Origin of the sequence: Saccharothrix sp. S26 (genome assembly GCF_021390395.1) — a bacterium.
GTDB lineage: Bacteria > Actinomycetota > Actinomycetes > Mycobacteriales > Pseudonocardiaceae > Actinosynnema.
Genome location: NZ_JAJUWT010000002.1, coordinates 248,680 through 272,173, shown reverse-complemented (window position 1 = coordinate 272,173; position 23,494 = coordinate 248,680). Strand labels below are relative to the sequence as shown.

Below are 23,494 nucleotides of genomic sequence, written 5' to 3'. Positions count from 1 at the left end.
CTCGCGGGGACGGCCCCGTCCGTCGTCTCAGGCCAGGGCGCGGCGCAGGAAGTCGACCTGGAGCAGGAGCAGGTTCTCGGCCACCTGTTCCTGCGGGGTCATGTGGGTCACGCCGGACAGCGGCAGCACGGTGTGCGGCCGGCCGGCGGCCAGCAGCGCCGACGACAGGCGCAGGGTGTGCGCGGCCACCACGTTGTCGTCCGCCAGGCCGTGCACGATCATCAGCGGGCGCTCCAGCTTCGGCGCGTCGGCGATGAGCGAGTTGGCCTCGTACACCTCGGGCTTCTCGGCCGGGTGGCCCAGGTAGCGCTCGGTGTAGTGGGTGTCGTAGAGCCGCCAGTCGGTGACCGGCGCGCCCGCGATGCCCGCGTGGAACACGTCCGGGCGGCGCAGCACGGCCAGCGCCGCCAGGTAGCCGCCGTAGGACCAGCCGCGGATGCCGACGCGGGCCAGGTCGAGGTCGGGTTCGGTCGCCGCGACCGCGTGCAGCGCGTCCACCTGGTCCTCCAGGGTGGCCCCGGCGAAGTCGAACGCGATCTCCCGCTCCCACGCCGGACCGCGACCGGGCGTGCCGCGGCCGTCCACGACGAGGACCGCGAAACCCTGGTCGGCCAGCCACTGCGAGGTCAGGTAGGCGTTGCGGGCCGACACCACGCGCTGGGCGTGCGGGCCGCCGTACGGGTCGAGCAGCACGGGCAGCTTGGTGCCCGGCACGTGGTCGCGCGGGAACAGCAGCGCCGCCCGCAGGTCGCGTTCGCCGACGGTGAGCAGCCGGACGTCGGGCGTCAGCACGGGCGTCTCGGCGAACGAGCCGATCCCGCCACCGGTGGACACGGTGACCTCCGGCCCGAAGTGGTCCATCGACGAGCGGGACAGCACCAGCACGCCGCCGCCGCGGGTCGCGCCGTGCACACCGTCCTGTGTGGACACTCGGGTGACGTGGTCGGCGTCGACCAGGAACACGTGCGTCTGGGTGGGGTCGTCCGTGGACGCGGTGAGCAGCACGCCGTCCTCGGCCACGTCGAGCACCGAGCGGACCTGGAAGCCGTCCGGCGTCCACGGCCGGTCGCCGACCACGAGCCGGTTCGCGTCGCCGACCGGCAGCACGCGCAGCAGCTCGCCGGCCGGGGTCCAGCGCGGCGCGCCCGGCACGACCTCCAGCCAGTGCGGGTCGGTGTCGTCGGCGACGACCTCGGTGGACCCGGTCGCCACGTCGACGGCCAGCACCAGCACCCGGCGCTGGTCGCGCGACTGCACCTGCACCAGCGGCTTGCCGTGCGAGGTCCACGAGACCGTGGTGACGTACGGGAACGCCTCGCGGTCCCACGTCACGTCGGTCCGGCCGGCCCCGAAGACGGCCAGTTCCACCACCGCGTTGGCCTCGCCCGCGGCGGGGTAGGCGATCTCGGCGGCGGGCGTGCCGGGGTTCGCCGGGTCGGCGATGTGCCAGCGCGGCACGGGCCCGTTGTCCACGCGGGCGGCCAGCACGTGCTCGCCGTCCGGGGAGAACCAGTAACCCCGGTAACGGCCCATCTCCTCGGCCGCGATGAACTCCGCGAGGCCCCACGTGACGTCCGGGCCGTCCGGCGCCGCGACGACCCGGTCCGCGCCGGTCTCCAGGTCCACCACGTGCAGCGCGCCGTCGGCCACGTAGCCGACCTTGCGGCCGGTCGGGTCCAGCCGGGGGTCGATGGCCGCGCCGGCGACCGGCAGCTCGCGCACGGCGGCGGTGGCCGGCTCGACCACGAACAGCCTGCCGGACAAGGCGAACACGACCTGCCGGGCGGCGCTGTCGGTGGCGTAGCCGACGATGCCGGCGGCCGACTCGCGGGTGCGCTCCCGGCGGGCCCGTTCCTCCGGGGACAGGTCCTCGGGATCGGTCAGCAGCACGCCGGGGTCGGCCAGCAGCGTCTCGGCGCGGGTCGCGGTGTCGAACGCCCACAGGCCGTTCGCCCGGCTCGTGGCCGTGGCGGTGCGGAGGAAGTACACCTTCGAGCCGTCCGGCGCCACGGTGAACGTCCGGGGTGCGCCGAGGGTGAACCGCTGGGTGCGCGCGTGTTGGCGCGGGAAGGAGATCTCGTTGCCCACCGGGACACCCTATGTCCCCCGTGCGGGTTCCCGGGGCCGGGTGAAAGGAGCGGGCGTGCCGTGATCGGCGCGCGGCACCTTTGGCGCGGCTTTATGGTGAGGTCGTGGAGTCGGACGACACGCGCGCGTTGCACCGAACCATGATCGTGGTCGACGTGGAGAAATTTACCCACGAAAGCCGCACGAATGCGGATCAACTCGTGGTCCGGGCCGCGCTCTACCGGTCGTTGCGGCGGGCGTTCCGCGAATCCGGCATCCGTGGGAGCAGTGCCACCGGGAGGACCGCGGCGACGGCGTCTTCGTGCTGGTGCCGCCGGAGGTGCCGAAGGCGCTCGTGGTCGAGCGGCTGCCGACCGCGCTGGCCGGGGCGTTGGCCGAGCACAACGCCACGCACCACGCGGCGGAACGGGTGCGGGTGCGCCTGGCGGTGCACGCGGGCGAGGTGCACCCGGACCGCCACGGCTACACGTCCGCGTCGATCAACCTGGCGTTCCGCCTGGTCGACGCCGGGCAGGTCAGGGACGCCCTCGCGCGGTCGTCCGGGGTGGTGGCGCTGGTGCTCTCGTCGTGGATCCACGACGAGGTGGCGCGGCACAGCCGGGTCGTCGACCCGCGCACGTTCCGGCCGGTCGACGTGAAGGTCAAGGACACCACCGCCACCGCGTGGGTCGGCCTGCCGGACGACCCCTACCCGCCGGTGTCGGCCCGGACCGCGGCACGCGGGCGCGTGGTGGCGGCAGTCGTCCCGGCGATCGCCGCGCTGTCGTTGTGGACGTTCACCGCGGACGCGCCCGGCACGCGTGGCGCGGAGGTGAGCGGCATCGGCGCGTAATTCACCGCCGATCGGGAATTCCTCGCCCAGGTGGTCAACCGGATGACCGGGAAATACCTCTCCCGCAACGGGGCCTATACCCATCCGGACGATTCGGAGAAGATCGGCGAGGACATCTACCAATGGACTGCGCGGACTCCGACAACCCCGGCCACCACGTGGTGCCGGCGCCGGCGGGCGGCGGTTGGACGATCCGCAGCAGCGTGCGGGCCGACCTGTGCCTGACCGCGGCCGGCGAGCCGGACACCGACCAGCACTTCCAGCTCTGCCGGCCGGGAGACGAACACCAGTCGTGGCGGCTGCGGCGCATCCGCGGCCAGGCGCCGCACGTCGTGGTGGTCGAGAACCGGGGCGCCGGCGGGTGCCTGGCCCACCAGGGCGGGCGGCCGGAGGAGCACGTCCAGATCTTCCGGCGCGACTGCCGACCGCTCGCCGACCACGACGTCGGTTGGTCGATCCGGCCCTACGACCTGCCGGGGCGTCGGCCGTGCGGCGAGCTGTGGCGCGGTCGGGTCCGCAACAACGGCACCGGGCCGCACCTGGCCGACGCCGACCAGGGCGCGTACCAGGCGGGGGGCGCGTCCGCGGTGTCGATCGTGGCGGTCGGCGAGTCGGCGCACGGGTGCGAGGTGTCGATCTCCGGGCTGCCCGGGACGTGGGTCGCCGAGTCGTCGGCCGACGAGCGGTGGGTGCGGCTGCACACCGAAGGGGACTTCAGCCGGTGCCTGGCCGCGGAGGGCGGCGCGGTGGCGACGCGGCGGTGCGACCGGAGCCGGGCGCAGCAGTGGGAGCTGGGGTGGTCGCGGACCCCTGTCCTGGCCGGCGCTCCCGGAGACGGCTGAACCGCGGCGGCGGGAGGGCCGTAGTCGTCGGTGGAGCGATTGACGGACCGAGGAGGAGTTGAGCGTGATCCGACGAAACCGCATCGCCATCGCCGTCGCGGGCGGCATGGCGGCCGTGCTCGCGCTGGTCGTGTGGACTTCCAACGCCACCGGCCTGCAAGGCAGGACGGTCGCGCAGACGGGGCAGGTGGGTGCGGCGGCCCAGGGCGACTACGGCGACGTCCCCACGCCCCTGGCCCCTCCGACCAGCGAGGAGGCGGCGCCCGTGGAGGAGCCCGCGGCGCAGGCCGCGCCCGCGCCGTCCGGTCCGCAGGTCACGTTGGTGGGCAAGAGCGTGCCCAAGATGGGCGAGGTCGTGCAGGACGGCGACGGCCGCACGCTGTACCGCTTCGACAAGGACACGCCGGACCCGGCGAAGTCCAACTGCGAGGCCCAGTGCGCGGTGACGTGGCCTCCGGTGCTGTCCAACGGCACGCCGCAGTTGCAGGGCGTCGACCCGGCGCTCGTGTCGACGGTGAAGCGGGCCGACGGCTCCGAGCAGGTGACCCTGGACGGCTGGCCGCTCTACACCTACGCCAAGGACGAGGCGCCCGGCCAGTGGAAGGGCCAGGGCGTCGGCGGCACCTGGTTCGTCGTGCAGCCCGACGGCAAGCGCAACGTCGAGTGCCTGCCGCCGGGGGTGACGCCACCGCCCTCGGCGTGAGTCCACTGTGGCACGCCCCGATCCCCCGGCCCGGGGTTGGCCGGGGGATTCGGGCGTCCCGCAGCGGTCAGACGGTCCGGACGACCTGGTCGAAGCCCAGGCGCGGGTTGCGCGGGTGGGTGCCGGAGTGGTCCGGGTGGCCGATGTTGACGATCACCAGCGGCAGCTGGTTGGTGTCGGCGAAGAACTCGCGGCGCACACCCTCGGCGTCGAAGCCGCTCATCGGCCCGGCGGCCAGACCGGCCGCGCGGACGCCGATGATGAAGTAGCCGGCCTGGAGCAGGGCGCTGGTCCTGGCCGCCTCGGTGCGCCGGGCGTCGTCGGCGAACACCGCCTTCGCGCCCGCGAAGTGCGGGAACGTCGTGGCCAGGTGCTCGTGGAAGTCGGTGTCGGCGGCCAGGATCGCGGTGACCGGGGCGGCGACGGTCTTGGCCCGGTTGCCCTCCGACAGGTGCGGCGCGAGGCGGGCCTTGGCCTCCTGGCTGCGGACGTACACCACGCGCAGCGGCTGGCTGTTCATCGCCGTCGGACCCCACTTCACGAGGTCGTGCACGGCGCGCAGCTCGTCGTCGGTCACCGGCTCGTCGGTGAACGCGTTGGCCGTGCGGGCCTCGCGGAACAGCAGGTCCTGTGCCTCACGCGGGAGCGCCAGCGTGTCGAGGGTCGTGGTCATGGTGCCTCTTTCGGTTGTCCCGTGCGCGGATCGCGCACGGGACAACCTCGGCCATGCCTGACCTATTTCGTGTCGCGGTTCACAGGGTCGGGTACAGCGGGTGCTTGGCGGCCAGCACCTCGACCCGCGCGCGCAGCTCGGCCAGGTCCGGCGAGGGCTGCAACGCCGCCGCGATGATGTCCGCCACCTCGGTGAAGTCCGCCGCGCCGAAGCCGCGGGTGGCCAGCGCGGGCGTGCCGACGCGCAGGCCGGAGGTCACCATCGGCGGGCGCGGGTCGTTGGGCACCGCGTTGCGGTTGACCGTGATGCCGACCTCGTGCAACCGGTCCTCGGCCTGCTTGCCGTCCAGTTCGGACGCCACCAGGTCCACCAGCACGAGGTGCACGTCCGTGCCGCCGGTGAGCACCTTCACACCCGCCGCGGCGGCGTCGGGCTGCGAGAGCCGGTCGGCGAGGATCTTCGCGCCCTCGACCGTGCGGCGCTGGCGGTCGGCGAACTCCGGGGACGCGGCGTGCTTGAACGCCACCGCCTTGCCCGCGATCACGTGCTCCAGCGGACCGCCCTGCTGGCCCGGGAACACCGCCGAGTTGATCTTCTTCGCGAGGTCGGCGTCGTTGGTCAGGATCACGCCGCCGCGCGGGCCGCCGAGCGTCTTGTGCGTGGTCGTCGTCACGACGTGGGCGTGCGGCACCGGGCTCGGGTGCAGGCCCGCCGCCACCAGGCCGGCGAAGTGCGCCATGTCCACCATCAGGTACGCGCCCACCGAGTCGGCGATGCGCCGGAACTCCGCGAAGTCCAGCTGACGCGGGTACGCCGACCAGCCGGCCACGATCAGCTTCGGCCGGTGCTCGGTCGCCAGCCGCTCCACCTCGGCCATGTCGACCCGGCCGTCCTCCGCCGACACGTGGTAGGGCACCACGTTGTAGAGCTTGCCGGAGAAGTTGATCCGCATGCCGTGGGTGAGGTGGCCGCCGTGGGCGAGGTCGAGGCCCAGGATCGTGTCGCCCGGCTGGAGCAGGGCGAACATCGCGCACGCGTTGGCCTGCGCGCCCGAGTGCGGCTGCACGTTCGCGAAACCCGCGCCGAACAGCGCCTTGACCCGCTCGATCGCCAGCCGCTCGATCACGTCGACGTTCTCGCAGCCGCCGTAGTAGCGCCGGCCGGGGTAGCCCTCGGCGTACTTGTTGGTCAGCACCGAGCCCTGCGCCTGGAGCACCGACACCGGCGTGAAGTTCTCCGAGGCGATCATCTCCAGCGTGCTCTGCTGCCGGTGCAGCTCGGCGGCGACGGCGTCGGCGACCTCCGGGTCGAACTCCGCGAGGGAGGTGTTGAAGTGCTCGGACATGTGTTGGGTCTCCCTTACGAGGTGCGCTTGTAGAAGGGCAGTGCGACGACTTCGACCGGCTCGTGCCTGCCCCGGACGTCCACCGACAGCTCCGTGCCGGGCTCGGTGTGGCCGACCGCCACGTACGCCATGGCCACCGAGTGCCCGAGGGTCGGCGACAGCGCGCCGCTGGTGACCTCGCCGATCCGCTCGCCCGAGGCGTCCAGCACCGGGTAGCCGTGCCGGGGCGCGCGGCGCGAGGCGGTCTTCAGGCCGACCAGCACCTGGTCCACGCCCCGCTCGGCGACGGCGGCCAGGGCGTCGCGGCCGACGAAGTCGCCCGGCTTGTCCAGCTTCACCACCCGGCCGAGGTTCGCGTGGAACGGCGTGCGGTCGCGGCCCAGCTCGTTGCCGTACAGCGGCATGCCCGCCTCCAGCCGCAGCGTGTCGCGGCAGCCCAGGCCCGCGGGCTTGAGGTCGTGCGGGGCGCCCGCCTCCAGCAGGGCCTGCCACACGTGCGCGGCGTCGTCCGGCGCGACGAACAGCTCGAAGCCGTCCTCGCCGGTGTAGCCCGTGCGGGCGAGCAGCACCGGCTTGCCCGCGACCTCGGTCGGGTACGACGCGTAGTACTTCACCGCGCCCAGGTCGGTGGGCGTGAGGCCGGCGAGGATCGCGGTGGCGTTCGGGCCCTGCACGGCGAGCAGCGCGTAGTCGGCGGACTTGTCCTCGACGGCGGTGTCGAAGCCCTTCGCCCGCTCGACCAGGGCGTCGTGCACGACGGCGGCGTTCGAGGCGTTGGCCACGACGAGGTACTCGGTGTCGCCGGTGCGGTAGACGATCAGGTCGTCGATCACGCCGCCGTCGGCCTCGCAGATCATCGTGTACCGGGCGCGGCCGACGCCGATCGCGGAGGCGTGGCCGACCAGGGCGTGGTCCAGCGCCGCGCCCGCCTCCGGGCCGGTGAGCAGGATCTCACCCATGTGGGTCAGGTCGAACAGGCCCGCCGACGTGCGCACCGCGCGGTGCTCGGCCAGCTCGCTGTCGTAGCGCAGCGGCATCCGCCAGCCCGCGAAGTCGGTGAACATGGCGCCCAGCGCCTCGTGCTCGGCGTGCAGGGGCGTGCGGCGGCTTTCCATCAGGCGGGTCCTCCCTGGGTGCGGGCATGCGGAGGCGCCGACCGGTCGGGTCGGCGCGCGGGCACGTCCGAGAGATTCACGAGCGAAAGGATGACACGGCCCATCGGAGACTCCTCGTCGAGTGAGCCTCCCCCTCTGCCATGAGCCTGAGAGCTTCGCCACCGGGTGAGGGCGGCTTGCACCGTGGGCGAGGCGCACCGGGTGCGCCTGCTTTCCAGAGTTGCCTTCGTCGGGCGGTACCTGTGCCTGAGAGATTCCGGGGAGGAGTTGCTCCTTCGGCGCCCCGGTCGGGGACTCTCCCGCTCGACATCGACGGCCGTGTTCAGTTGGTACCGCCAGACGCTAGGGGTGCCGGTGGGCGGGGTCAACCCCGGTCACAGGCTCTTCTCGGCCCGGACGCTCTCGACCACCTTGCGCTCGGCGTAGAACGACACGAACGGGATCGTGCCCGCGAGCAGCACCAGCACCGTGCCCTTGATCGACCAGCGGGCCTTCAGCGCGAGGTCCACCGTGAGCACCAGGTAGATCGCGTACAGGAAGCCGTGCACCGGGCCGACGACCTGCATCATGCCCTCGTTGCCGCCCGCGTACTTGGCGATCATCGCGACCACGAGCAGCAGCAGGCCGACACCGACCACGTAAGCCATGAACCGGAACCTGGTCAACGCGCCGCTCATCGCCCTACCTTCGCCTCACCGCTGGTCCCGCGCGTGCAGCTCGGCGAGCATGCGGTTGTAGGCCGCCAGCTCCTCGTCCTCGTCGTCACGTGCGGGCGCTCCGACGGGCTCCACGGTAACGACCGGCCGCGACGGCACGGCCACCGGCTCCGGCGCGGCCTCGTCGGCGGCGCCCGTCGCGGTGGCGGCCTCGGCCTTGCGGCGGGCGTCCAGCTTGCGGATGCGCCACACCATGAACGCGGGGAAGAGGCCGAACAGCGGCCACTGGAAGACGTAACCCAGGTTCTGGAACGTGCCGCCGGCCTCGGAGAACCGCTCCCACTGCCAGTACGCCAGGCCGCAGCACACGACCAGCGACGCCAGGCAGGCGGCCACGATCGCCAGCCGCTGGGGGGTGAGGAGGCCTCGCACGCCTCAAGAGTACTTCGTGCCTCGCACGGGGCAGGGGCTCCCCGCACAGGAGCCCGCCCCTTCGAAGGTGAGGGCTCCAAGACCTCAGGAGCCCGCCCCGACTCGTCGGAACTAGGCCACGCCGTCCCGGCGTTGCCTCTGCAGCCTGGCCACGCACCAGGCCGCCGCGCTGCCCCGACGCAGGTGCTGGAGCACCGTCATCGGGCCGAGGCGACGACCGAGGTCGGCGGGCGTGAGCCCGGCCGCCCGGTAGTCCAGAGCGCGCTGGTCCAACGGGCTGATGCCCGCGTCCCACCACTGCTCCGCCTCGGACAGGTCGCCCACCAGCTGCCAGTAGCTGGCGGCGGCCGCGAGCAGGGCCTCGGGCACCTCGGGCGCCCGCTTCCGCATCGCCGCCACGTAGGCCGGGTCCGCGGACTCGACCTTCACCAGGCCGCGCGGACCGCCGTTCGCGCGCTGCACGGGGATCCCCGGCGCGGACGGCGGGGCTTCCGCGAGCCACGCGTCCTTGATCCGGTTCACCTCCTGCAGCTCGGCGTCGTCCGAGCGCTCAGCCGCCCACTGCCGCAGCAGCTCGTCGACTCCGGAGTCCTCGACCATTCTGCCTCCTCGTCGGTCGAAGATCAGCCAATGCGACGCACCGTATTAGCGGGTACCGACAACCGCTAGACCCCGGTTTGTCTAAAACCCTGTTACCAGGGCGTTATAGCCCTCATTCCACCCGTACGGTGCAACGCCGGGGGCGCATAGTCACCGATCGTGACCGCATTGAGCGGAGTTCAAGGGGGTGCGGGGAGGGATCTAGGCGAAGAGGCTGCGGACGAAGGTGATGATCGACTCCGCGCCGGACTGGAGCCACCCGAGCGCGGTCCTCACCGCCTCGGCCGACTCGTTCGGCTGGGTGATCAGGAGGAACAGCACCAGCGCGACCGCCGCCAGCGTCACCACCTTCTTGACGTTCACTGATCGGTCTCCGTCCGTGTCACTGGGCAGGGCGGCCCGACGCCGCTCCGGTCGTGTCAACGGCCATGGTCCCTCATTCACCCGGATGATGACGATCGAACGCGCCGCCATCCCTCGACCGGTCGCACGACCACCACGCAACCACGCCTGACGAGGGCCGATCGTCACCCGAACGGACGATCAAGGGGACCTGTGGTCCCGCCGATCACCAAGGTACGGGCGCTCGCCCACCCCCCAGCACGGACACCGAGGTTCTTCAGACACCGCCATCTCTTCGCAGCCCATCACCTGATTGCGCCGAGGCACGCACCGAGCGTGACAAAGGCCGATGGCGGCTGCCACTCAATTCCGGTCCCCCTTCAGGTGATTTCCCGCGCCCTTTTCCGGCCGGCTCGGCACGGGCTGGAGCGGACGGCGGGCAGGCGATCACCCCGGCGCGAACGGCAGGGGCCGGACCGGGTGAGGCAGGCATCAGCCCGATCACCGCGCTCCAACCGGCCCGCACCGGACCTGGCGGCGGCCGACCACCCCGACACGCGCCGGACCGGTGGCGCGCCAACGTCAGGCGGGCACCCCCAGCCCACCCAGCACCCACCGGACCTGGCGGCACACCACCGGCGTCAACCGATCACCCCGGCCCGCCGCAGCTCGGCGATCTCGTCCTCACCGAGCCCCAGCTCACCCAGTACCTCGATCGTGTGTTCACCCACCGCGGGCGGTGGGCCCGGGGTGGTGCTGGGTGTGCGTTCGAAGCGCGGGGCGGGCGCGGGCTGCGGCAGGCCGTCCACCTCGACGAACGTCCCCCGCCCGACGTTGTGCGCGTACCCGGGGGCCTCACCGGGTGCCAGCACGGGCGCGAGGCACGCGTCGGTGCCCTCCGCCAACGCCGCCCACTCGTCCCTCGTCCGGGTGGCGACGGCGGCGGCGATGCGGGTGCGCAGCTCCGGCCAGTTCGCCGGGTCGTGCCGGCTCGGCAGGCCGGCGTCGGCCAGCCCGAGCACGTCGAGCAGCTCGGCGTAGAACTTCTCCTCCAGCGCCCCGATGCTGACGAACCGGCCGTCGGCGGCCTCGTACACGTCGTAGAACGGCGCGCCGCCGTCGAGCAGGTTCTCCCCGCGCCCACCGGGCCACGCGCCGGCCGACGACATCCCGTGCAGGAAGGTGGTCAGCAGCGCCGCCCCGTCGACCATGGCCGCGTCCACCACCTGCCCGCGCCCGGACCGCTCCCGCTCGTACAGCGCGGCCAGCACGCCCAGCGCCAGCAGAAGCCCCCCGCCGCCGAAGTCGCCGACGATGTTGAGCGGCACGGTCGGTGGCGCGCCCGCCCGGCCGATCGGCTCCAGCGCGCCCGCCACCGCGATGTAGTTGATGTCGTGCCCGGCGCGGTCGGCCAGCGGGCCGTCCTGGCCCCACCCGGTCATCCGCCCGTAGACCAGCCGCGGGTTGCGGGCCAGGCACTGCGCCGGGCCGATGCCCAGCCGTTCGGTCACGCCCGGCCGGAAGCCCTCGACCAGCACGTCCGCGCCCTCGACCAGCCGGAGCACCAGCTGTGCGCCCTCGGGGCGGCGCAGGTCCACCCCGATCGACCGCCGCCCGCGACCCAGCAGCGGCACCTCGGTGGCACCGCCGACGCGGTCCACCCGGACCACCGACGCGCCGAGGTCGGCCAGCACCATGCAGCCGAACGGCGCGGGCGCGAGGCCCGCCAGCTCGACGACCTTCAACCCCTCCAGCGGCCCGGGCACTAGAGCGACCTCGCGATGATTTCCTTCATGATCTCGTTCGTCCCGCCGTAGATCTTCTGCACGCGCGCGTCCGCCCACGCGCGCGCGATCGGGTACTCGGCCATGTAGCCGTAGCCGCCGAACAGCTGCACGCACTCGTCCACGACCCGGCACAGCCGCTCGGTGGCCCACCACTTGGCCATCGCCGCGGTGGGCACGTCGAGGCGGCCCGCCAGGTGGTCCCGCACGCACTCGTCCACGAAGGCCCTGGTCACGCGGGCCTCGGTGGCGCACTCGGCGAGCTTGAACCGGGTGTTCTGGAACTTGATCAGCTCGCGGCCGAACGCCGTGCGGTCCTTGACGTAGGCCAGCGTGAGGTCCACCGCCGCCTCGATGCCCGCCACCGACGCCACCGCGATGATCAGCCGCTCCTGCGGGAGCTGCTGCATCAGCTGGATGAACCCCTGGCCCTCGCCGGTGCCCAGCAGGTTCTCCGCCGGCACGCGGACGTCGTCGAAGAACAGCTCGGCGGTGTCCTGGCCGTGCATGCCGACCTTGTCCAGCACCCGGCCGCGGCGGAAGCCCGGGGCCCGCGCGGTCTCCACGACCAGCAGCGAGATGCCGGTCGCGCCCTGGCTGGGGTCGCTCTTGGCGACGACGATCACCAGGTCTGCCTGCGCGCCGTTGGTGATGAACGTCTTGGAGCCCGACAGCACGTACTCGTCACCGCGCCGCAGCGCCCGCGTCTTGATGTTCTGCAGGTCGGAGCCGCCGCCGGGCTCGGACATGGCGATCGCGCCGACGTACTCGCCGGAGGCCATCTTCGGTAGCCACCGCCGCTTCTGCTCCTCGGTGCCGTAGGCGTTGAGGTAGTGGGCGACGATGCCGCTGTGCACGCTGTTGCCCCAGGCGCTGTCACCGCACCGCGCCTGCTCCTCCAGCAGCACGGCCTCGTGCGCGAACGTCCCGCCGCCACCGCCGTACTCCTCGGGGATGGACAGGCAGAGCAGGCCGACCTCGCCCGCCTTGCGCCAGAAGTCGCGGTCCACCTGCTTCTGCGCGGCCCAGCGCTCCTGGTGCGGCACCACCTCCCGGTCGAAGAACGTGCGGGCCAGCTCGCGCAGCTGGTCCAGGTCCTCGGTCATCCATGCGGAACGGCGAGTCGGCATGGCTCGACGTTGCCACCGGCGTGGCCGGACCGCCATGACCGCAGCGCGTCAGGCTGACGGGTGATCGTGAGCGGATCGGTCAGGGTGTGCGGGACACTGGGGTCATGCGACTGCGGCGGCTCGGGCCCGACGACTGGGCGACGTGGCGCGCCATCCGGCTCACCGCGCTGCGCAGCGACCCCGAGGCGTTCGGCTCCACCTTGGCGGTCGAGGAGGCGTTCGACGAGGCGCGGTGGCGGGAGGAGCTGACGCCGGGGCACGGCGTGCGGGTCGTGGCCGAGGAGCCGGAGCCGGTGGGCCTGGTGGCGGGCGTGCCGCACGAAGACCACTCGGACGTGTTGTACCTGTACTCCATGTGGGTCAAGCCGGAGTTCCGGCGGCGGGGTGTCGGCGAGGCGCTGGTGCGGGACGTGCTGGTCTGGGCGCGGGCGAACGGGTGGGCGCGGGTGCGGTTGCGCGTGTTCCGGGACAACGCGACGGCCCGGCGGCTGTACGCGCGGCTCGGGTTCGCGGGCGAGGGCGAGACCATGGACCACCCGCTGACCCCGGTGAGCTAATAAGTCACCTCGCGCGGTCATGGGCAGGCGACCCGCCCGTGGTTACCGTTGAGTACATGAGCGAAGCCTTGATCTTCGACGCGGTGCGCACACCGCGTGGCAGGGGAAAGCGCGGATCGCTGCACAGCGTCAAGCCGATCACCCTCGCCTCCGGGGTGCTCGCGGCGCTGGCGCGGCGCAACGACCTCGACACCTCCGCGGTGGACGACGTCGTGTTCGGCGTGGTGTCACCGGTCGGCGAGCAGGGCGCGGACATCGCCCGCACGGCGGTGCTGGCGGCCGGGTGGGACCTGCGGCCGGCGGGCGTGCAGCTCAACCGGTTCTGCGCGTCGGGCCTGGAGTCGGTGAACCTGGCGGCGGCCAAGGTGGCGTCCGGGTTCGAGGACCTGGTGGTGGCGGGCGGCGTCGAGTCGATGTCACGGGTGCCGATGGGGTCCGACGGCGGCGCGTGGATGGCCGACCCCGAGACCAACATGGCGGTCAACTTCGTGCCACAGGGCGTGAGCGCCGACCTCATCGCCACGCTGGAGGGGTTCACCCGCGAGGACGTCGACGCCTACGCGTTGCGCTCGCAGCAGCGGGCGACGCTGGCGCGGGACAAGGGCTGGTTCGACCGGTCGCTGGTGGCCGTGGTCGACCAGAACGGCTCGGTCGTGCTCGACCACGACGAGGCGATCCGCCCGGAGACCACGATGGAGGCGCTGTCCAGGCTCAAGCCCAGCTTCGCCTTCCACGGCGACCTGGGCTTCGACGCCGTCGCCATCGACCGGTACCCGACCGTGGAGCGGATCGACCACGTCCACACGCCGGGCAACTCGTCGCAGATCGTGGACGGCGCGGCGGCCATGCTGATCGGCAACGAGCGCGTCGGCCGCGAGCTGGGCCTCACACCCCGCGCGCGGATCATCGCGACCGCGGTCGTCGGCTCCGAGCCCACGATCATGCTCACCGGTCCCGCCCCGGCCGCGCGCAAGGCGCTGGACAAGGCGCGGCTGACCGTCGAGGACATCGACCTGTTCGAGATCAACGAGGCGTTCTCGTCGGTGGTGCTGAAGTTCCAGCGCGAGCTCGACCTGCCCGACGACAAGGTCAACGTCAACGGCGGCGCGATCGCGCTGGGCCACCCGCTCGGCGCGACCGGCTGCATGATCCTCGGCACCCTGCTCGACGAGCTGGAGCGCCGGGACCTGCGGCGCGGGCTGGCCACGTTGTGCGTGGGCGGCGGCATGGGCATCGCGACGATCATCGAGAGGGTCTGATGGCTATCCACTTCGAGCGGGACGACGAGGGGGTCGTCACCCTCACGATGGACATGTCCGGCTCGGCGAACGTGATGAACGCCGAGTACCACCGGGACATGGGCGAGGCGGTCGCGCGGCTGGAGGCCGAGCGCGACGACATCACCGGCGTGGTGCTGACGTCGGCCAAGAAGACGTTCTTCGCGGGCGGCGACCTGAACCTGCTGATCACGATCACGCCGGAGAACGCGGGCGAGGCGCTCGGGTTCCTGGAGGAGATCAAGGGCCAGCTGCGGCGGTTGGAGCTGCTGGGCAAGCCGGTCGTGGCCGCGATCAACGGCAGCGCGCTGGGCGGCGGCCTGGAGATCGCGCTGGCGTGCCACCACCGGGTGGTGCTGGACGACGACAAGATCAAGCTCGGGTTGCCCGAGGCGACGCTGGGCCTGCTGCCCGGCGGCGGTGGCGTGACGCGGATGGTGCGGCTGCTGGGCGTGCAGCCGGCGTTGCCGTTGCTGATGGAGGGCAAGCAGCTGCGCCCGGCGCGGGCGTTGCAGGCCGGGATCGTGCACGAGCTGGCGTCCTCGCGCGAGGAGCTGATCGCCAAGGCGCGGGCGTGGATCAAGGAGAACCCCGCGCCGCAGCAACCGTGGGACAAGCCCGGGTACACCGTGCCGGACGTGCGGGTCGGCGACCCGAACCTGTACGGGCTGCTGGCCGCCGCGCCCGCCGTGCTGCGGAAGAAGACGCACGGCGTGTACCCCGCGCCGGAGAAGGTGCTGGCCGCGGCGGTCGAGGGCGCGCTGGTCGACTTCGACACCGCGTTGCAGGTCGAGGCGCGGTACTTCGTGGAGCTGGCCGCGGGCCAGGTCTCGAAGAACATGATCAGCACGTTCTGGTTCCAGCTCAACGAGATCAACGCGGGCGGGTCGCGGCCGGCCGGGGTCGAGCGGTCGAAGGTGGCCAAGGTCGGCGTGCTCGGCGCGGGCATGATGGGCGCGGGCATCGCCGAGGTCAGCGCGAAGGCCGGGATCGAGGTCGTGCTCAAGGACGTGACGCTGGAGGCGGCCCGGCGCGGCGCCGGTGACACGCCGGGCATCACGCCGACCGACTCCGACGCCGACCTGGCGGGCTGCGACCTGGTGATCGAGGCGGTGTTCGAGAACCGGGAGCTGAAGAACCAGGTGCTGCCCGCGGCGGAGTCGGCGGCGCTGCCGGACGCGGTGATCGCGTCGAACACGTCGACGTTGCCGATCACCGGGTTGGCGTCGGCGGTGGCCGACCCGGCGCGGTTCATCGGGCTGCACTTCTTCTCGCCGGTGCCCAAGATGCGGCTGGTGGAGATCATCCGCGGGGAGAAGACGTCGGACGAGACGCTGGCGCGGGCGTTCGACTACGTGCTGCAGATCGGGAAGACGCCGATCGTGGTCAACGACAGCCGGGGCTTCTACACCTCGCGCACGTTCGGCACGTACGTGACCGAGGCCGTGTCGATGGTCGCGGAGGGCGTGTCGCCGGCGTTGATCGAGAACGTGGCACGGCGTGCGGGCATGGCGGTCGGGCCGCTGGCGGTGTCGGACGAGGTCACGTTGACGTTGCAGCTCAAGATCCGCGACCAGGCGCTGGCCGACGACCCCGCCGCGTCCGGCGCGCTGGCCGACCACCCGGCGTTCAAGGTGCTGGAGGAGCTGGTCGCCGAGGGGCGCACGGGCAAGTCCGGTGGGGCGGGGTTCTACGAGTACCCCGAGGGCGGCCGGAAGTTCCTGTGGCCGGGGCTGGCGCGGTACGCGCGGGCCGACGCGGGCGTGACGGAGCAGGACGTCGAGGACCGGTTGCTGTTCATCCAGTCGCTGGAGACGGTGCGGTGCCTGGACGAGGGCGTGCTGACGTCGGTCGGTGACGCGAACGTGGGCAGCGTGTTCGGCTTCGGCTTCGCACCGTGGAGCGGCGGCACCGTCCAGTTCATCAACTCCTACGGCCTGACGGAGTTCGTGGAGCGGGCCGACTACCTGGCCGACACCTACGGCGAGCGCTTCCGCCCACCGTCCTCCCTCCGCGACCGCGCCACCACCAACACCCCCTTCTAACCCGAGAGTCCTACACCCGCGCCGCGAGAGTCCTACGTTCACGACCCCCGAGTTCAACGCTCAGTGTTGAACTCGGGGGTGCCGAACGTAGGACTCTCGCGGCGTGAACGTAGGACTCTCGCGGGGGTTAGGCGGTGGTCACGGAGGCGCGTTCGGTCACGCCGTTCACGGTCACCGCGATGGTCACGCGGCCCGGGCGCACGGCGGTCAGCACGCCGGTCGCCGGGTCGAGCCACGCCACGTGCCACGGGCGCAGACCGGTGACCGGGCCCACGTGCAGGTTCGGCGACCCCGACCAGTCCGCCGTCACCGGGTAGGCGACCGGAACCCGGCGTGAGCCCTGGGTGATCCACGCGGTGACCCGGGTCGGGCTGCCCATGCGGGTGGTGGGCTCGGCGGTCAGCGCCACCCCGTCCACGTGCGGGCGGACCTCGGCGGCCAGCCAGTCGTCGGCGCCGCGGCGCGGGTCCACTCCCAGCAACGTCCAGCCGGTGAAGCCGCCCCGACCCGCCTCGCCCGCGGGTGCCTTGCCCGAGTTGCCGTTGACCAGGTACGGCACGCCGTCCACCCGTGACGCGTGGAACAGGCCCACGTGGGCGCCGATGAACGCCGCGCCCTTGCCGGTCGCGCGCCGGAACTCCGCCAGCCAGTCCTCGACCACGTCGGCCTCCATCCGGTCCGACAGCTGGCTGCCCTTGGTCGGCGTCGGGTCGCGCGGCGGGTGGTGCTCCACCACGACGAGCGAGTGCACGGCGGAGTGGTCGCGCACCGCGTCACGCAGCATCACGGCCTGGTCGAACCCACCGCCGCGCACCGTCCCCGTGGACGAGTCCAGCAGCACGAACCGCGTGCCCTTGTGGTCGAACACCCGGTTGGTCGCGCCGAACTCGCGCCGGAAGTTCTCGATCGTGCCCGGCCCCATGATCTCGTGGTTGCCCGGCACGTAGTACCAGGGCAGCTCGTCACCGAGCTCCTCGGTCAGCACCCGCCGCGCCAGCGCCAGGTCCGCGGGCGACGCCTCGTCCACGAAGTCGCCGTTCACGACGAGGAAGTCCGGCCGCTGCGCCTTGATCTCGCGTAACGTCCGCCGGGCGGCACGCACCAGCTCGCTGTCCGGGGCACGGGCCACGAACTGCGCGTCGGACATCACCGCGAACCGCCACGGCCGGTCGGCCACCGTGCCGTCCTGCACCACGAGCCGGTCGGCGACCTCCGGGGCCGCCGGCAGGTCGACCGCGGGCGGCACCTTGGCCACGATGTCGTCCACGACCACCTCGCCGGTGTACTGCCGGTCAGCCTTGGTCTCGATCGTGTAGAACCTGTTCACCCGCAACGGGAACGCGAGCCCGGACGGCACCGGCACCTCCAGGTACCGCCACCCCGTCCAGGTGATGTAAGGCCCGTAGAGCGACCGGCTCAGCCCCGACGAGTCGGTGACGGTGAACGCCGTCCACTCGCCGCGACCGTGCCCGTGGACCCACGCGCCGAGCGCCAGCGGCTGCCCCGGCACGTCGATCGGCCGGGGCGGGATCGCGTAGGCCGTCCGCGTGCCGGTGGACTTGGAGAAGTCGTACGACATCCGCAGTCCCGCGCCGGTGTGCCCCTCGGACACCGGCGTCACCGCCCCGGAGCCGCGCGCCGAGCCGAACGTCCACGCCGCGCCGTCGTCGAACCCGGCGACCAGCCGTTCCTCCAGCCCCACGGTCACGGGCACGCGCACCTCGTGCGACCCGACCCGCGCCACGACCGTCGTCGCACCCGGCCGCACCGCCGTGACCCGCAGCGAGCCGTCGTCGCCGGGCACGACGTCGATCACCGAGCGGTCGTAGTCCAGCGCCAGGTCCGCGGGCTCGACCGGCGCGGTGAACCCGTCGCCGTCGCGGCCGACCACGCCGAACCCGCTCGTGCCGCCCACCTCGGGCAGGCTGAGCCGGTCGGTGGTCGCCGACAGCCCGGCCAGCGCGCCCAGCACGGTCAGCTCCACCTCGCCGGTCACGCCGCCGCGCTGCGCCACGGCCTTCGTCGTGCCGGGGCGCGACGCGTGGAACACGCCGTCCTGGTCCACCCGGCCCACGTCGGCGCGGGACGTCCGCCACCGGTGCGAGTCGTCGTGCGCCGGGCCGTAGGTCTCGTCGTGCCCGTCGGCCACCAGCCGCCGGGTCAGGCCGGGGAACACGCGGTCCGGGTGGCCGCCCGGCACGGTGTCCGACCCCGGCGCGGCACGCGGGCCGATGGCCGTGCGCACCCAGAAGCCGGTGAGCGCGCCGCTGCCGGTCGGCGCGTAGAGCGCGAGCCCGTTGGGCACGGGCCGCTCGCCGCCGTCGGACGGGGTGTTCTCCACCAGCACGTGCTCCGCGCCGGGCGTGCGGGCGACCAGCGTGGACGAGCCGCCGCCGTCGAGGTTGAGGGCGTTGTGCGCGCCCATCTCCCGGAGGATCGCGGCCACGTCCTGGAGGTTGAGCCCGAGCAGGTACGCGCCCTGGCGGCCGTCCACGGTGAGCAGGAACATCTTCTTGCCGTCGGCGGAGAACCCGACCGCCGTGCGCGGGTGCAGCGGGTCCGAAGGTGCGACGACCTCGCCGTCCTTGAGCAGCAGTTGGTTCCCGCCGATCGCGGCGCGCAGCGCGCTGCCGTCGTCGGCCTTCGTGGTGTGCTCCACCACGACCCGCTCCCCCACGGCCAACGCGGCGAGGGCGTCCGCGCCCGCCTCCCGGCCGACGAGCACCTGGCCGTCGGCGGGGATCGGGTCGTCGCCCGCCCGGTCGCGCCGTTCGGCGACCACGCCCGCGCGCACCACGACCTCGGTCACGCGCGACGCGCCCTGCACGGCCCGCGCCCTGCTGTAGGAGCCCCAGACCGGGTCGAACAGGCCCACGCCACCGGTTTCGACGGCGGCGCTGTTGAGCTGGTCGAGCCGGATGGACGTGCCGTCGTCGCGGACCACCTTCCCGTCGAAGAACACCTCCATCACCCGGCCGACGCCCGCCGCGTCGAGGCCGACCGCGCGGCGGTGGCCGGCGGCGGGCGACTTGACCGTGCGACCGTCCTGGACGCCGACGCCGCGCGGGGCGTCGGAGTTGTTGATGTCGAAGAAGTCGCCGTTGACGGCGGCGACCGCGCGGGTCCGGTCGGCTTGCGCGGACAGCGGTTCGGCGGCGGCGACGTGGCCCGGGTACAGGTAGTCGACCTTCGTTCCCGCGGTGAGGTCGACGGTAAGCGCGTCGCCCCGGATCCAGCCGCCCGCGCCGCCCGGCTCGTACCAGTCGAACGAGCTCAGCGACACGCCCGGCGCGACCGGGCGGGTGGTGCGGGCGGTCTCGATGCGGCGGGCGGGGTCGACGGCGGGTGCGACCGCGACACCGGGCAGGTCGACCAGGGACGGCGGCTCGGCGTGAGCTGCGGCCGTCGAGGCGAAGACCGGGGACGGCGGCGGCTCGGCGTGCGCCGCGGGCGTGGCGGCAGCCAGGGCGAAGACCAGCGCCGCGGCCAGGGCGGTGGGGCGAGGGCGTGGGAACACGGGCACTCCCGCGGGTTCGGTGAGGAACTTACGCGGTGTAAGTCCACCGTGTTGACGATTCGCCGGACACGGCCGTTCGGCCGCATTCACGGCCGGTCAGGTCAGCCAACCGACCCGCCGCGGTAGGTGCCAGGGCTGGTGCCGGTCCATCGCTTGAACGCCCGGTGAAATGCGCTCGCCTCGGAGAAGCCCAGCCGCAGCGCCAGTTCCTCCACCGACTCGCCGCCGCGCACCAGGCTCGCCACCGCCTGGTCGCGCAGCAGTTGCTCGCGCACCTCGCGGAACGACGTGCCCTCGGCGGCCAGCTTCCGCCGCAGCGTCGGCGCGCTCATCCCCAGCCGCGCCGCGACGTTCTCCAGCCCCACCACGCCGCCGCCGAGCATCCGCCGCACCTGGCTGGACGCGTCCGCGCCGTAATCGCGCCGCGACAGCAGTTCGGCGGGGGAATTGCGCAGGAACCGCTTCAACGCGGCTTCGTCCTGCACCACGGGCATCCGCAGGAATCGCGCGTCGAAGGACAACGTGGTGGTGGGTGCGGAAAACCGCAGCGGCGCACCGAAGATCAGGTGGTATTCCGCGCCGTGCGGCGGTTCGGGATAGGCCAGGTCGACCCCGCGCAACGGGATGCGCCGCCCGATCAACCACGACGAGAAGCGGTGCCACAGCACCAGCAGCGACTCGACCAGGAACCGGTCGGGGTCGTCCACGCCCTCCGTCGACAGGATGAACGCGGCCACGCCGCCGTGCTCGCCCAGCGTCATCGCCGGCCGCACGTCGAACAGCCCGTAGAACGCCAGGCCGCGCCGCAACGCGTCCTCCAGTGACGCGCAGTGCACGGCGAGCAGGCACATGGTCGGGAACGTCCCGCGCTTGCTCGGCCGCGGCCCCAGGCCCATGAACTCGTCGTCCAGCGCGTCCCACAGGGCTTGGACCAGCTTGGTGTACTGGGCGGGCGTGACGCGGGCGCGCTCGTCGGCGAGCAGGGCCTCGCCGATGCCGGCCGCCGCGAGCAGGCCGGTGACGTCGTGACCGCGCCGCACCGCGCCACGCAGGGCAGCGTTGACGTAGTGGATGGCGATGGTCCTGGTGAGCATCACTCACAGTGTGCATCACGACCGCGCACCGGCCGTGTGCGGCGGCGCGGAACGGGGAGAGAGCGCCGCGCCGCCGCCAACGGTTGGCCCACCCCAGTGAGCCGGCTCCTCGTCGATGGGGCATCCGCCCGCCCACCAACGAGGGACGTTGTGGTGCCCACCACTCTATGTGGTCTAGACCAGATACGTCAATACGGCGAAAAGGTCATGAACGGCCCACACCACCGCGCATTTGTTTCCCCTATGTGTCAGCCCTGTTCCAACGGCGCTGCCCCGAAACCGGCGGAAAACCTCTTGCACCAGATCACGACGCTGCGCACGGCCGTCAGGTCGACGCCGGCGGGCACCTCGTAGACCTGGTTGCCGCGATTGGCCTTCAGTTCACCGAGGTTCGTGAAACCGGAGCCGAACGCGCTCTCCGACGAGTCCGCCGGCTTGTCCGACAGGTACACGTACAGGTCCGGGCCGTCACTGGTGTCCAACGCCTCGAACTGCACGGCGTGCCCGCCGCCGGGCAGCCGGACCAGCGTCGCGGTGCCGGTCGTCGCGTGCTCCAGCGAGCGGAACGGCCCCGAGGCCAGCGCGACCGGGCCCTCGGGCGCCGCCGACGTCGTCGTGACCGCCGCCGACGTCGTGGCCGCCGCCGAGGTCGTCGTGGTCGCGGCCGGCACCAGCAGCGCCTCGTCCGCGGTCCGGTCGGTGACCAGCCGCCACGGCTGGAACAGGTACAGCCCCACCACCAGGGCGACCACCAGCACGCCCGCCACCCCGATCACCACTACCCGCTTGGACATCTCACGCCTTCCGGACTCGACTGGTTCTCCGGACAACTCTGGCGAACCGGGCGCCGGTCGGCGGGCGAAACCCGCTTACGAAGTTCTGACGTCCGCGGCTCCCGCGTTGTTAGGGTCGCCACGTGGGTGAACGGGCCGGGTTGGCGATCGTGTGCGCGCTCATGGTGGGCTGCGCCGCGTTCGGCCCGTTCCCGCACCCGGTGCCGCTGCTGTTCGCGATCGCGGCCGTCGGCGCGGCCAACGCCGCGTTCCCGCTGATGCGCACCTTCGGGTCCGCCCTGCTCGGCGGGGTCGCGGCGGCCAGCATCGGGCTGGCCTCCGTGCCGTTCGTGACCTGCTCCTCGGACAAGTTCACGGACGTGTTCACCTGTTCGGGTGACGCACCCACCTGGCACATGACCGGCGCGGTGCTCGTCGCCGGGCTCTCCGGCGCGGGTCTGGTGCTGGCGCGAGTGCTCGGCACGGCGGTGTTGGAACGCAGGCTCGCGGCCGTGCGGGCGAGGGAGGAGCACCGGTGAGCGTGACCTGGCGGCAGGTGGCGGCCTGGCGCACCCGCCGGCACGCCCTGGACGAGCGGCGGCCCGCCGACGAGGCGTTCACCGTGGTGTCGCGGCTGTGCGGGCTGCACGCCCAGCTGATGTCCTCGGCCGAGGCGACCTTGCGCGCCCGCGTCGACGGGCTCGCCGACGATGCCGTCGACCAGGCCCTGTGGACCGACCGCACGCTGGTCAAGACGTGGTCGATGCGCGGCACGCTGCACCTGCTGCCCGCCGCCGAGTACCCGCTCTGGCAGGCCGGGTTCGCCACCTACCGGCACTACCTCAAGCCGGTGTGGCTGCGGAACTTCCACCTCACCGCCGACGAGCTGACAGCGCTGGTCGACGCGGTGGGCGAGGCGTTGCACGACCGCGTGCTGACCCGTGCCGAGCTGGCCGACGAGGTCGCCGCGCGCACGTCGCCGCACCTCGGCGAGAAGCTGCGGGAGAGCTGGGGCGCCTACCTCAAGCCCGCGTCGTTCCAGGGCAGGTTGTTGTTCGGGCCCGGTGAGGGGCAGTTCGTCCGGTTCACCAGCCCGCGCACGTGGCTGGGGGTCGACCCGGCGGCCGTCGAGGGCGCGGTCGAGGCGATCGCGCTGCGGTTCCTGGCCCAGCAGGGGCCCGCGACCAGGGAGGACTTCGCCCGCTGGTGGGGCGTGAGCCCGGCCGACGGCGGGCGCGTGTTCAAGGCGCTGGGCGAGCGGATCGTGCCGCTGGACGTCGAGGGCGTGCCCCACTGGGCACGCGCGGAGGACGTGGAGAGCTTGCGCGAGGCGGAGCCGGTGAAGACCGTGCGCCTGCTGCCGGCGTTCGACCAGTACGTCGTGGCGGCGACACGCCACGCCACCCACCTTCTCGATGGTGGGATACCCGAAAAGGTGTATCGACCGCAGGGATGGCTGTCCCCGGTACTCATGGTGAACGGAATGCTGGCCGGGGTCTGGTCGCAGGAGCGCAAGGGCGGTCGGCTGAGCGTCACCGTGGAGCCGTTCCGCTCGTTGTCCGCTGCGGCACGGAAAGCCGTGCTCAGCGAGGTGGACCGGCTGCCCGGCCCGGCAGAGGTGCACTGGGTCGACTGAGACCGCCCCGACGGGCGGTACTGTTCAGCCGCTCACCGTTGCGCCACAAGTGC

The 23,494-nt window shown here is 72.7% G+C and carries 21 protein-coding genes and 2 riboswitches; of the genes, 8 read left to right on the top strand and 13 right to left on the bottom strand.

The window, feature by feature from the left end; genetic code table 11:
- Window positions 1-27: 27 nt before the first annotated feature.
- Window positions 28-2,088: a S9 family peptidase gene (locus LZG04_RS03720; RefSeq protein ID WP_233813094.1), complete on the bottom strand. Its 2,061-nt coding sequence runs from the start codon at window positions 2,086-2,088 to the stop codon at window positions 28-30.
- A 301-nt stretch (window positions 2,089-2,389) separates the two neighbouring features.
- On the opposite strand from LZG04_RS03720, the gene LZG04_RS03715 reads away from it, so the two are divergent.
- The 3 genes from LZG04_RS03715 (at window position 2,390) to LZG04_RS03705 (ending at window position 4,465) form a co-directional block, all read left to right on the top strand.
- A complete protein-coding gene (locus LZG04_RS03715; RefSeq protein ID WP_233813092.1) occupies window positions 2,390-2,920 on the top strand; it encodes a hypothetical protein in 531 nt (176 codons plus the stop codon).
- Window positions 2,921-3,042: 122 nt separating this feature from the next.
- A complete protein-coding gene (locus LZG04_RS03710; RefSeq protein WP_233813090.1) occupies window positions 3,043-3,762 on the top strand; it encodes a hypothetical protein in 720 nt (239 codons plus the stop codon).
- Between the two features lie 64 nt (window positions 3,763-3,826).
- A complete protein-coding gene (locus LZG04_RS03705) occupies window positions 3,827-4,465 on the top strand; it encodes a hypothetical protein (protein WP_233813088.1) in 639 nt (212 codons plus the stop codon).
- Window positions 4,466-4,532: 67 nt separating this feature from the next.
- On the opposite strand, the gene LZG04_RS03700 is transcribed toward LZG04_RS03705, so the two are convergent.
- The 9 genes from LZG04_RS03700 to LZG04_RS03660 all read right to left on the bottom strand — a co-directional run bounded on the left by LZG04_RS03700 (window position 4,533) and on the right by LZG04_RS03660 (window position 12,518).
- A complete protein-coding gene (locus LZG04_RS03700) occupies window positions 4,533-5,138 on the bottom strand; it encodes a malonic semialdehyde reductase (protein ID WP_233813086.1) in 606 nt (201 codons plus the stop codon).
- Between the two features lie 79 nt (window positions 5,139-5,217).
- Window positions 5,218-6,483 carry a serine hydroxymethyltransferase gene (glyA, locus tag LZG04_RS03695; RefSeq protein WP_233813084.1) on the bottom strand — a complete coding sequence of 422 codons (1,266 nt, stop codon included), beginning with the start codon at window positions 6,481-6,483 and terminating at the stop codon, window positions 5,218-5,220.
- A 14-nt stretch (window positions 6,484-6,497) separates the two neighbouring features.
- Window positions 6,498-7,598 carry a glycine cleavage system aminomethyltransferase GcvT gene (gcvT, locus tag LZG04_RS03690; protein WP_374202786.1) on the bottom strand — a complete coding sequence of 367 codons (1,101 nt, stop codon included), beginning with the start codon at window positions 7,596-7,598 and terminating at the stop codon, window positions 6,498-6,500.
- A gap of 125 nt (window positions 7,599-7,723) precedes the next feature.
- A riboswitch (glycine riboswitch) is annotated at window positions 7,724-7,822 on the bottom strand.
- Window positions 7,823-7,910: riboswitch (glycine riboswitch) on the bottom strand.
- 62 nt (window positions 7,911-7,972) lie between these two features.
- Entirely contained in the window at window positions 7,973-8,275 is a 303-nt protein-coding gene (locus LZG04_RS03685; protein ID WP_233813082.1) for a DUF3817 domain-containing protein, read from the bottom strand.
- A gap of 15 nt (window positions 8,276-8,290) precedes the next feature.
- The gene (locus LZG04_RS03680) at window positions 8,291-8,686 is read right to left on the bottom strand and encodes a hypothetical protein (protein WP_233813080.1); all 396 of its coding nucleotides are present in this window, start codon (window positions 8,684-8,686) and stop codon (window positions 8,291-8,293) included.
- Between the two features lie 111 nt (window positions 8,687-8,797).
- Window positions 8,798-9,286: a transcriptional regulator gene (locus LZG04_RS03675; protein WP_077006273.1), complete on the bottom strand. Its 489-nt coding sequence runs from the start codon at window positions 9,284-9,286 to the stop codon at window positions 8,798-8,800.
- Between the two features lie 201 nt (window positions 9,287-9,487).
- Complete coding sequence (locus LZG04_RS03670; RefSeq protein WP_181319924.1) at window positions 9,488-9,649, bottom strand: hypothetical protein; 162 nt, start codon at window positions 9,647-9,649, stop codon at window positions 9,488-9,490.
- 620 nt (window positions 9,650-10,269) lie between these two features.
- The gene (locus LZG04_RS03665) at window positions 10,270-11,394 is read right to left on the bottom strand and encodes a CaiB/BaiF CoA-transferase family protein (RefSeq protein ID WP_233813077.1); all 1,125 of its coding nucleotides are present in this window, start codon (window positions 11,392-11,394) and stop codon (window positions 10,270-10,272) included.
- Complete coding sequence (locus LZG04_RS03660; protein WP_374202785.1) at window positions 11,394-12,518, bottom strand: acyl-CoA dehydrogenase family protein; 1,125 nt, start codon at window positions 12,516-12,518, stop codon at window positions 11,394-11,396. Before LZG04_RS03660 ends, LZG04_RS03665 begins: the two co-directional genes overlap by 1 nt.
- Before the next feature lie 128 nt (window positions 12,519-12,646).
- On the opposite strand from LZG04_RS03660, the gene LZG04_RS03655 reads away from it, so the two are divergent.
- From LZG04_RS03655 to LZG04_RS03645, 3 genes are read left to right on the top strand one after another with little or no spacing between them, the layout of a single operon-like run.
- Window positions 12,647-13,099: a GNAT family N-acetyltransferase gene (locus LZG04_RS03655; RefSeq protein ID WP_233813073.1), complete on the top strand. Its 453-nt coding sequence runs from the start codon at window positions 12,647-12,649 to the stop codon at window positions 13,097-13,099.
- 56 nt (window positions 13,100-13,155) lie between these two features.
- Complete coding sequence (locus LZG04_RS03650) at window positions 13,156-14,358, top strand: acetyl-CoA C-acetyltransferase (RefSeq protein ID WP_233813071.1); 1,203 nt, start codon at window positions 13,156-13,158, stop codon at window positions 14,356-14,358.
- Window positions 14,358-16,421 carry a 3-hydroxyacyl-CoA dehydrogenase NAD-binding domain-containing protein gene (locus tag LZG04_RS03645; RefSeq protein ID WP_233813069.1) on the top strand — a complete coding sequence of 688 codons (2,064 nt, stop codon included), beginning with the start codon at window positions 14,358-14,360 and terminating at the stop codon, window positions 16,419-16,421. The genes LZG04_RS03650 and LZG04_RS03645 overlap by 1 nt, the downstream gene beginning before the upstream one ends.
- 127 nt (window positions 16,422-16,548) lie before the next feature.
- On the opposite strand, the gene LZG04_RS03640 is transcribed toward LZG04_RS03645, so the two are convergent.
- The 3 genes from LZG04_RS03640 to LZG04_RS03630 all read right to left on the bottom strand — a co-directional run bounded on the left by LZG04_RS03640 (window position 16,549) and on the right by LZG04_RS03630 (window position 21,826).
- Complete coding sequence (locus tag LZG04_RS03640; RefSeq protein WP_233813066.1) at window positions 16,549-19,938, bottom strand: phosphodiester glycosidase family protein; 3,390 nt, start codon at window positions 19,936-19,938, stop codon at window positions 16,549-16,551.
- A 101-nt stretch (window positions 19,939-20,039) separates the two neighbouring features.
- On the bottom strand, window positions 20,040-21,032 hold the full coding sequence (locus tag LZG04_RS03635) for an AraC family transcriptional regulator (RefSeq protein ID WP_233813064.1): 993 nt from the start codon (window positions 21,030-21,032) through the stop codon (window positions 20,040-20,042).
- Between the two features lie 248 nt (window positions 21,033-21,280).
- Window positions 21,281-21,826, bottom strand: coding sequence for a DM13 domain-containing protein (locus tag LZG04_RS03630; protein WP_233813062.1), 546 nt, complete (start codon window positions 21,824-21,826; stop codon window positions 21,281-21,283).
- A 122-nt stretch (window positions 21,827-21,948) separates the two neighbouring features.
- Between LZG04_RS03630 and LZG04_RS03625 the strand changes: the two genes are divergently transcribed.
- Together LZG04_RS03625 and LZG04_RS03620 are read left to right on the top strand one after the other, a co-directional pair.
- Window positions 21,949-22,344, top strand: coding sequence for a hypothetical protein (locus LZG04_RS03625; RefSeq protein ID WP_233813060.1), 396 nt, complete (start codon window positions 21,949-21,951; stop codon window positions 22,342-22,344).
- Entirely contained in the window at window positions 22,341-23,441 is a 1,101-nt protein-coding gene (locus LZG04_RS03620) for a winged helix DNA-binding domain-containing protein (protein WP_233813058.1), read from the top strand. Before LZG04_RS03625 ends, LZG04_RS03620 begins: the two co-directional genes overlap by 4 nt.
- Window positions 23,442-23,494 lie beyond the last annotated feature (53 nt).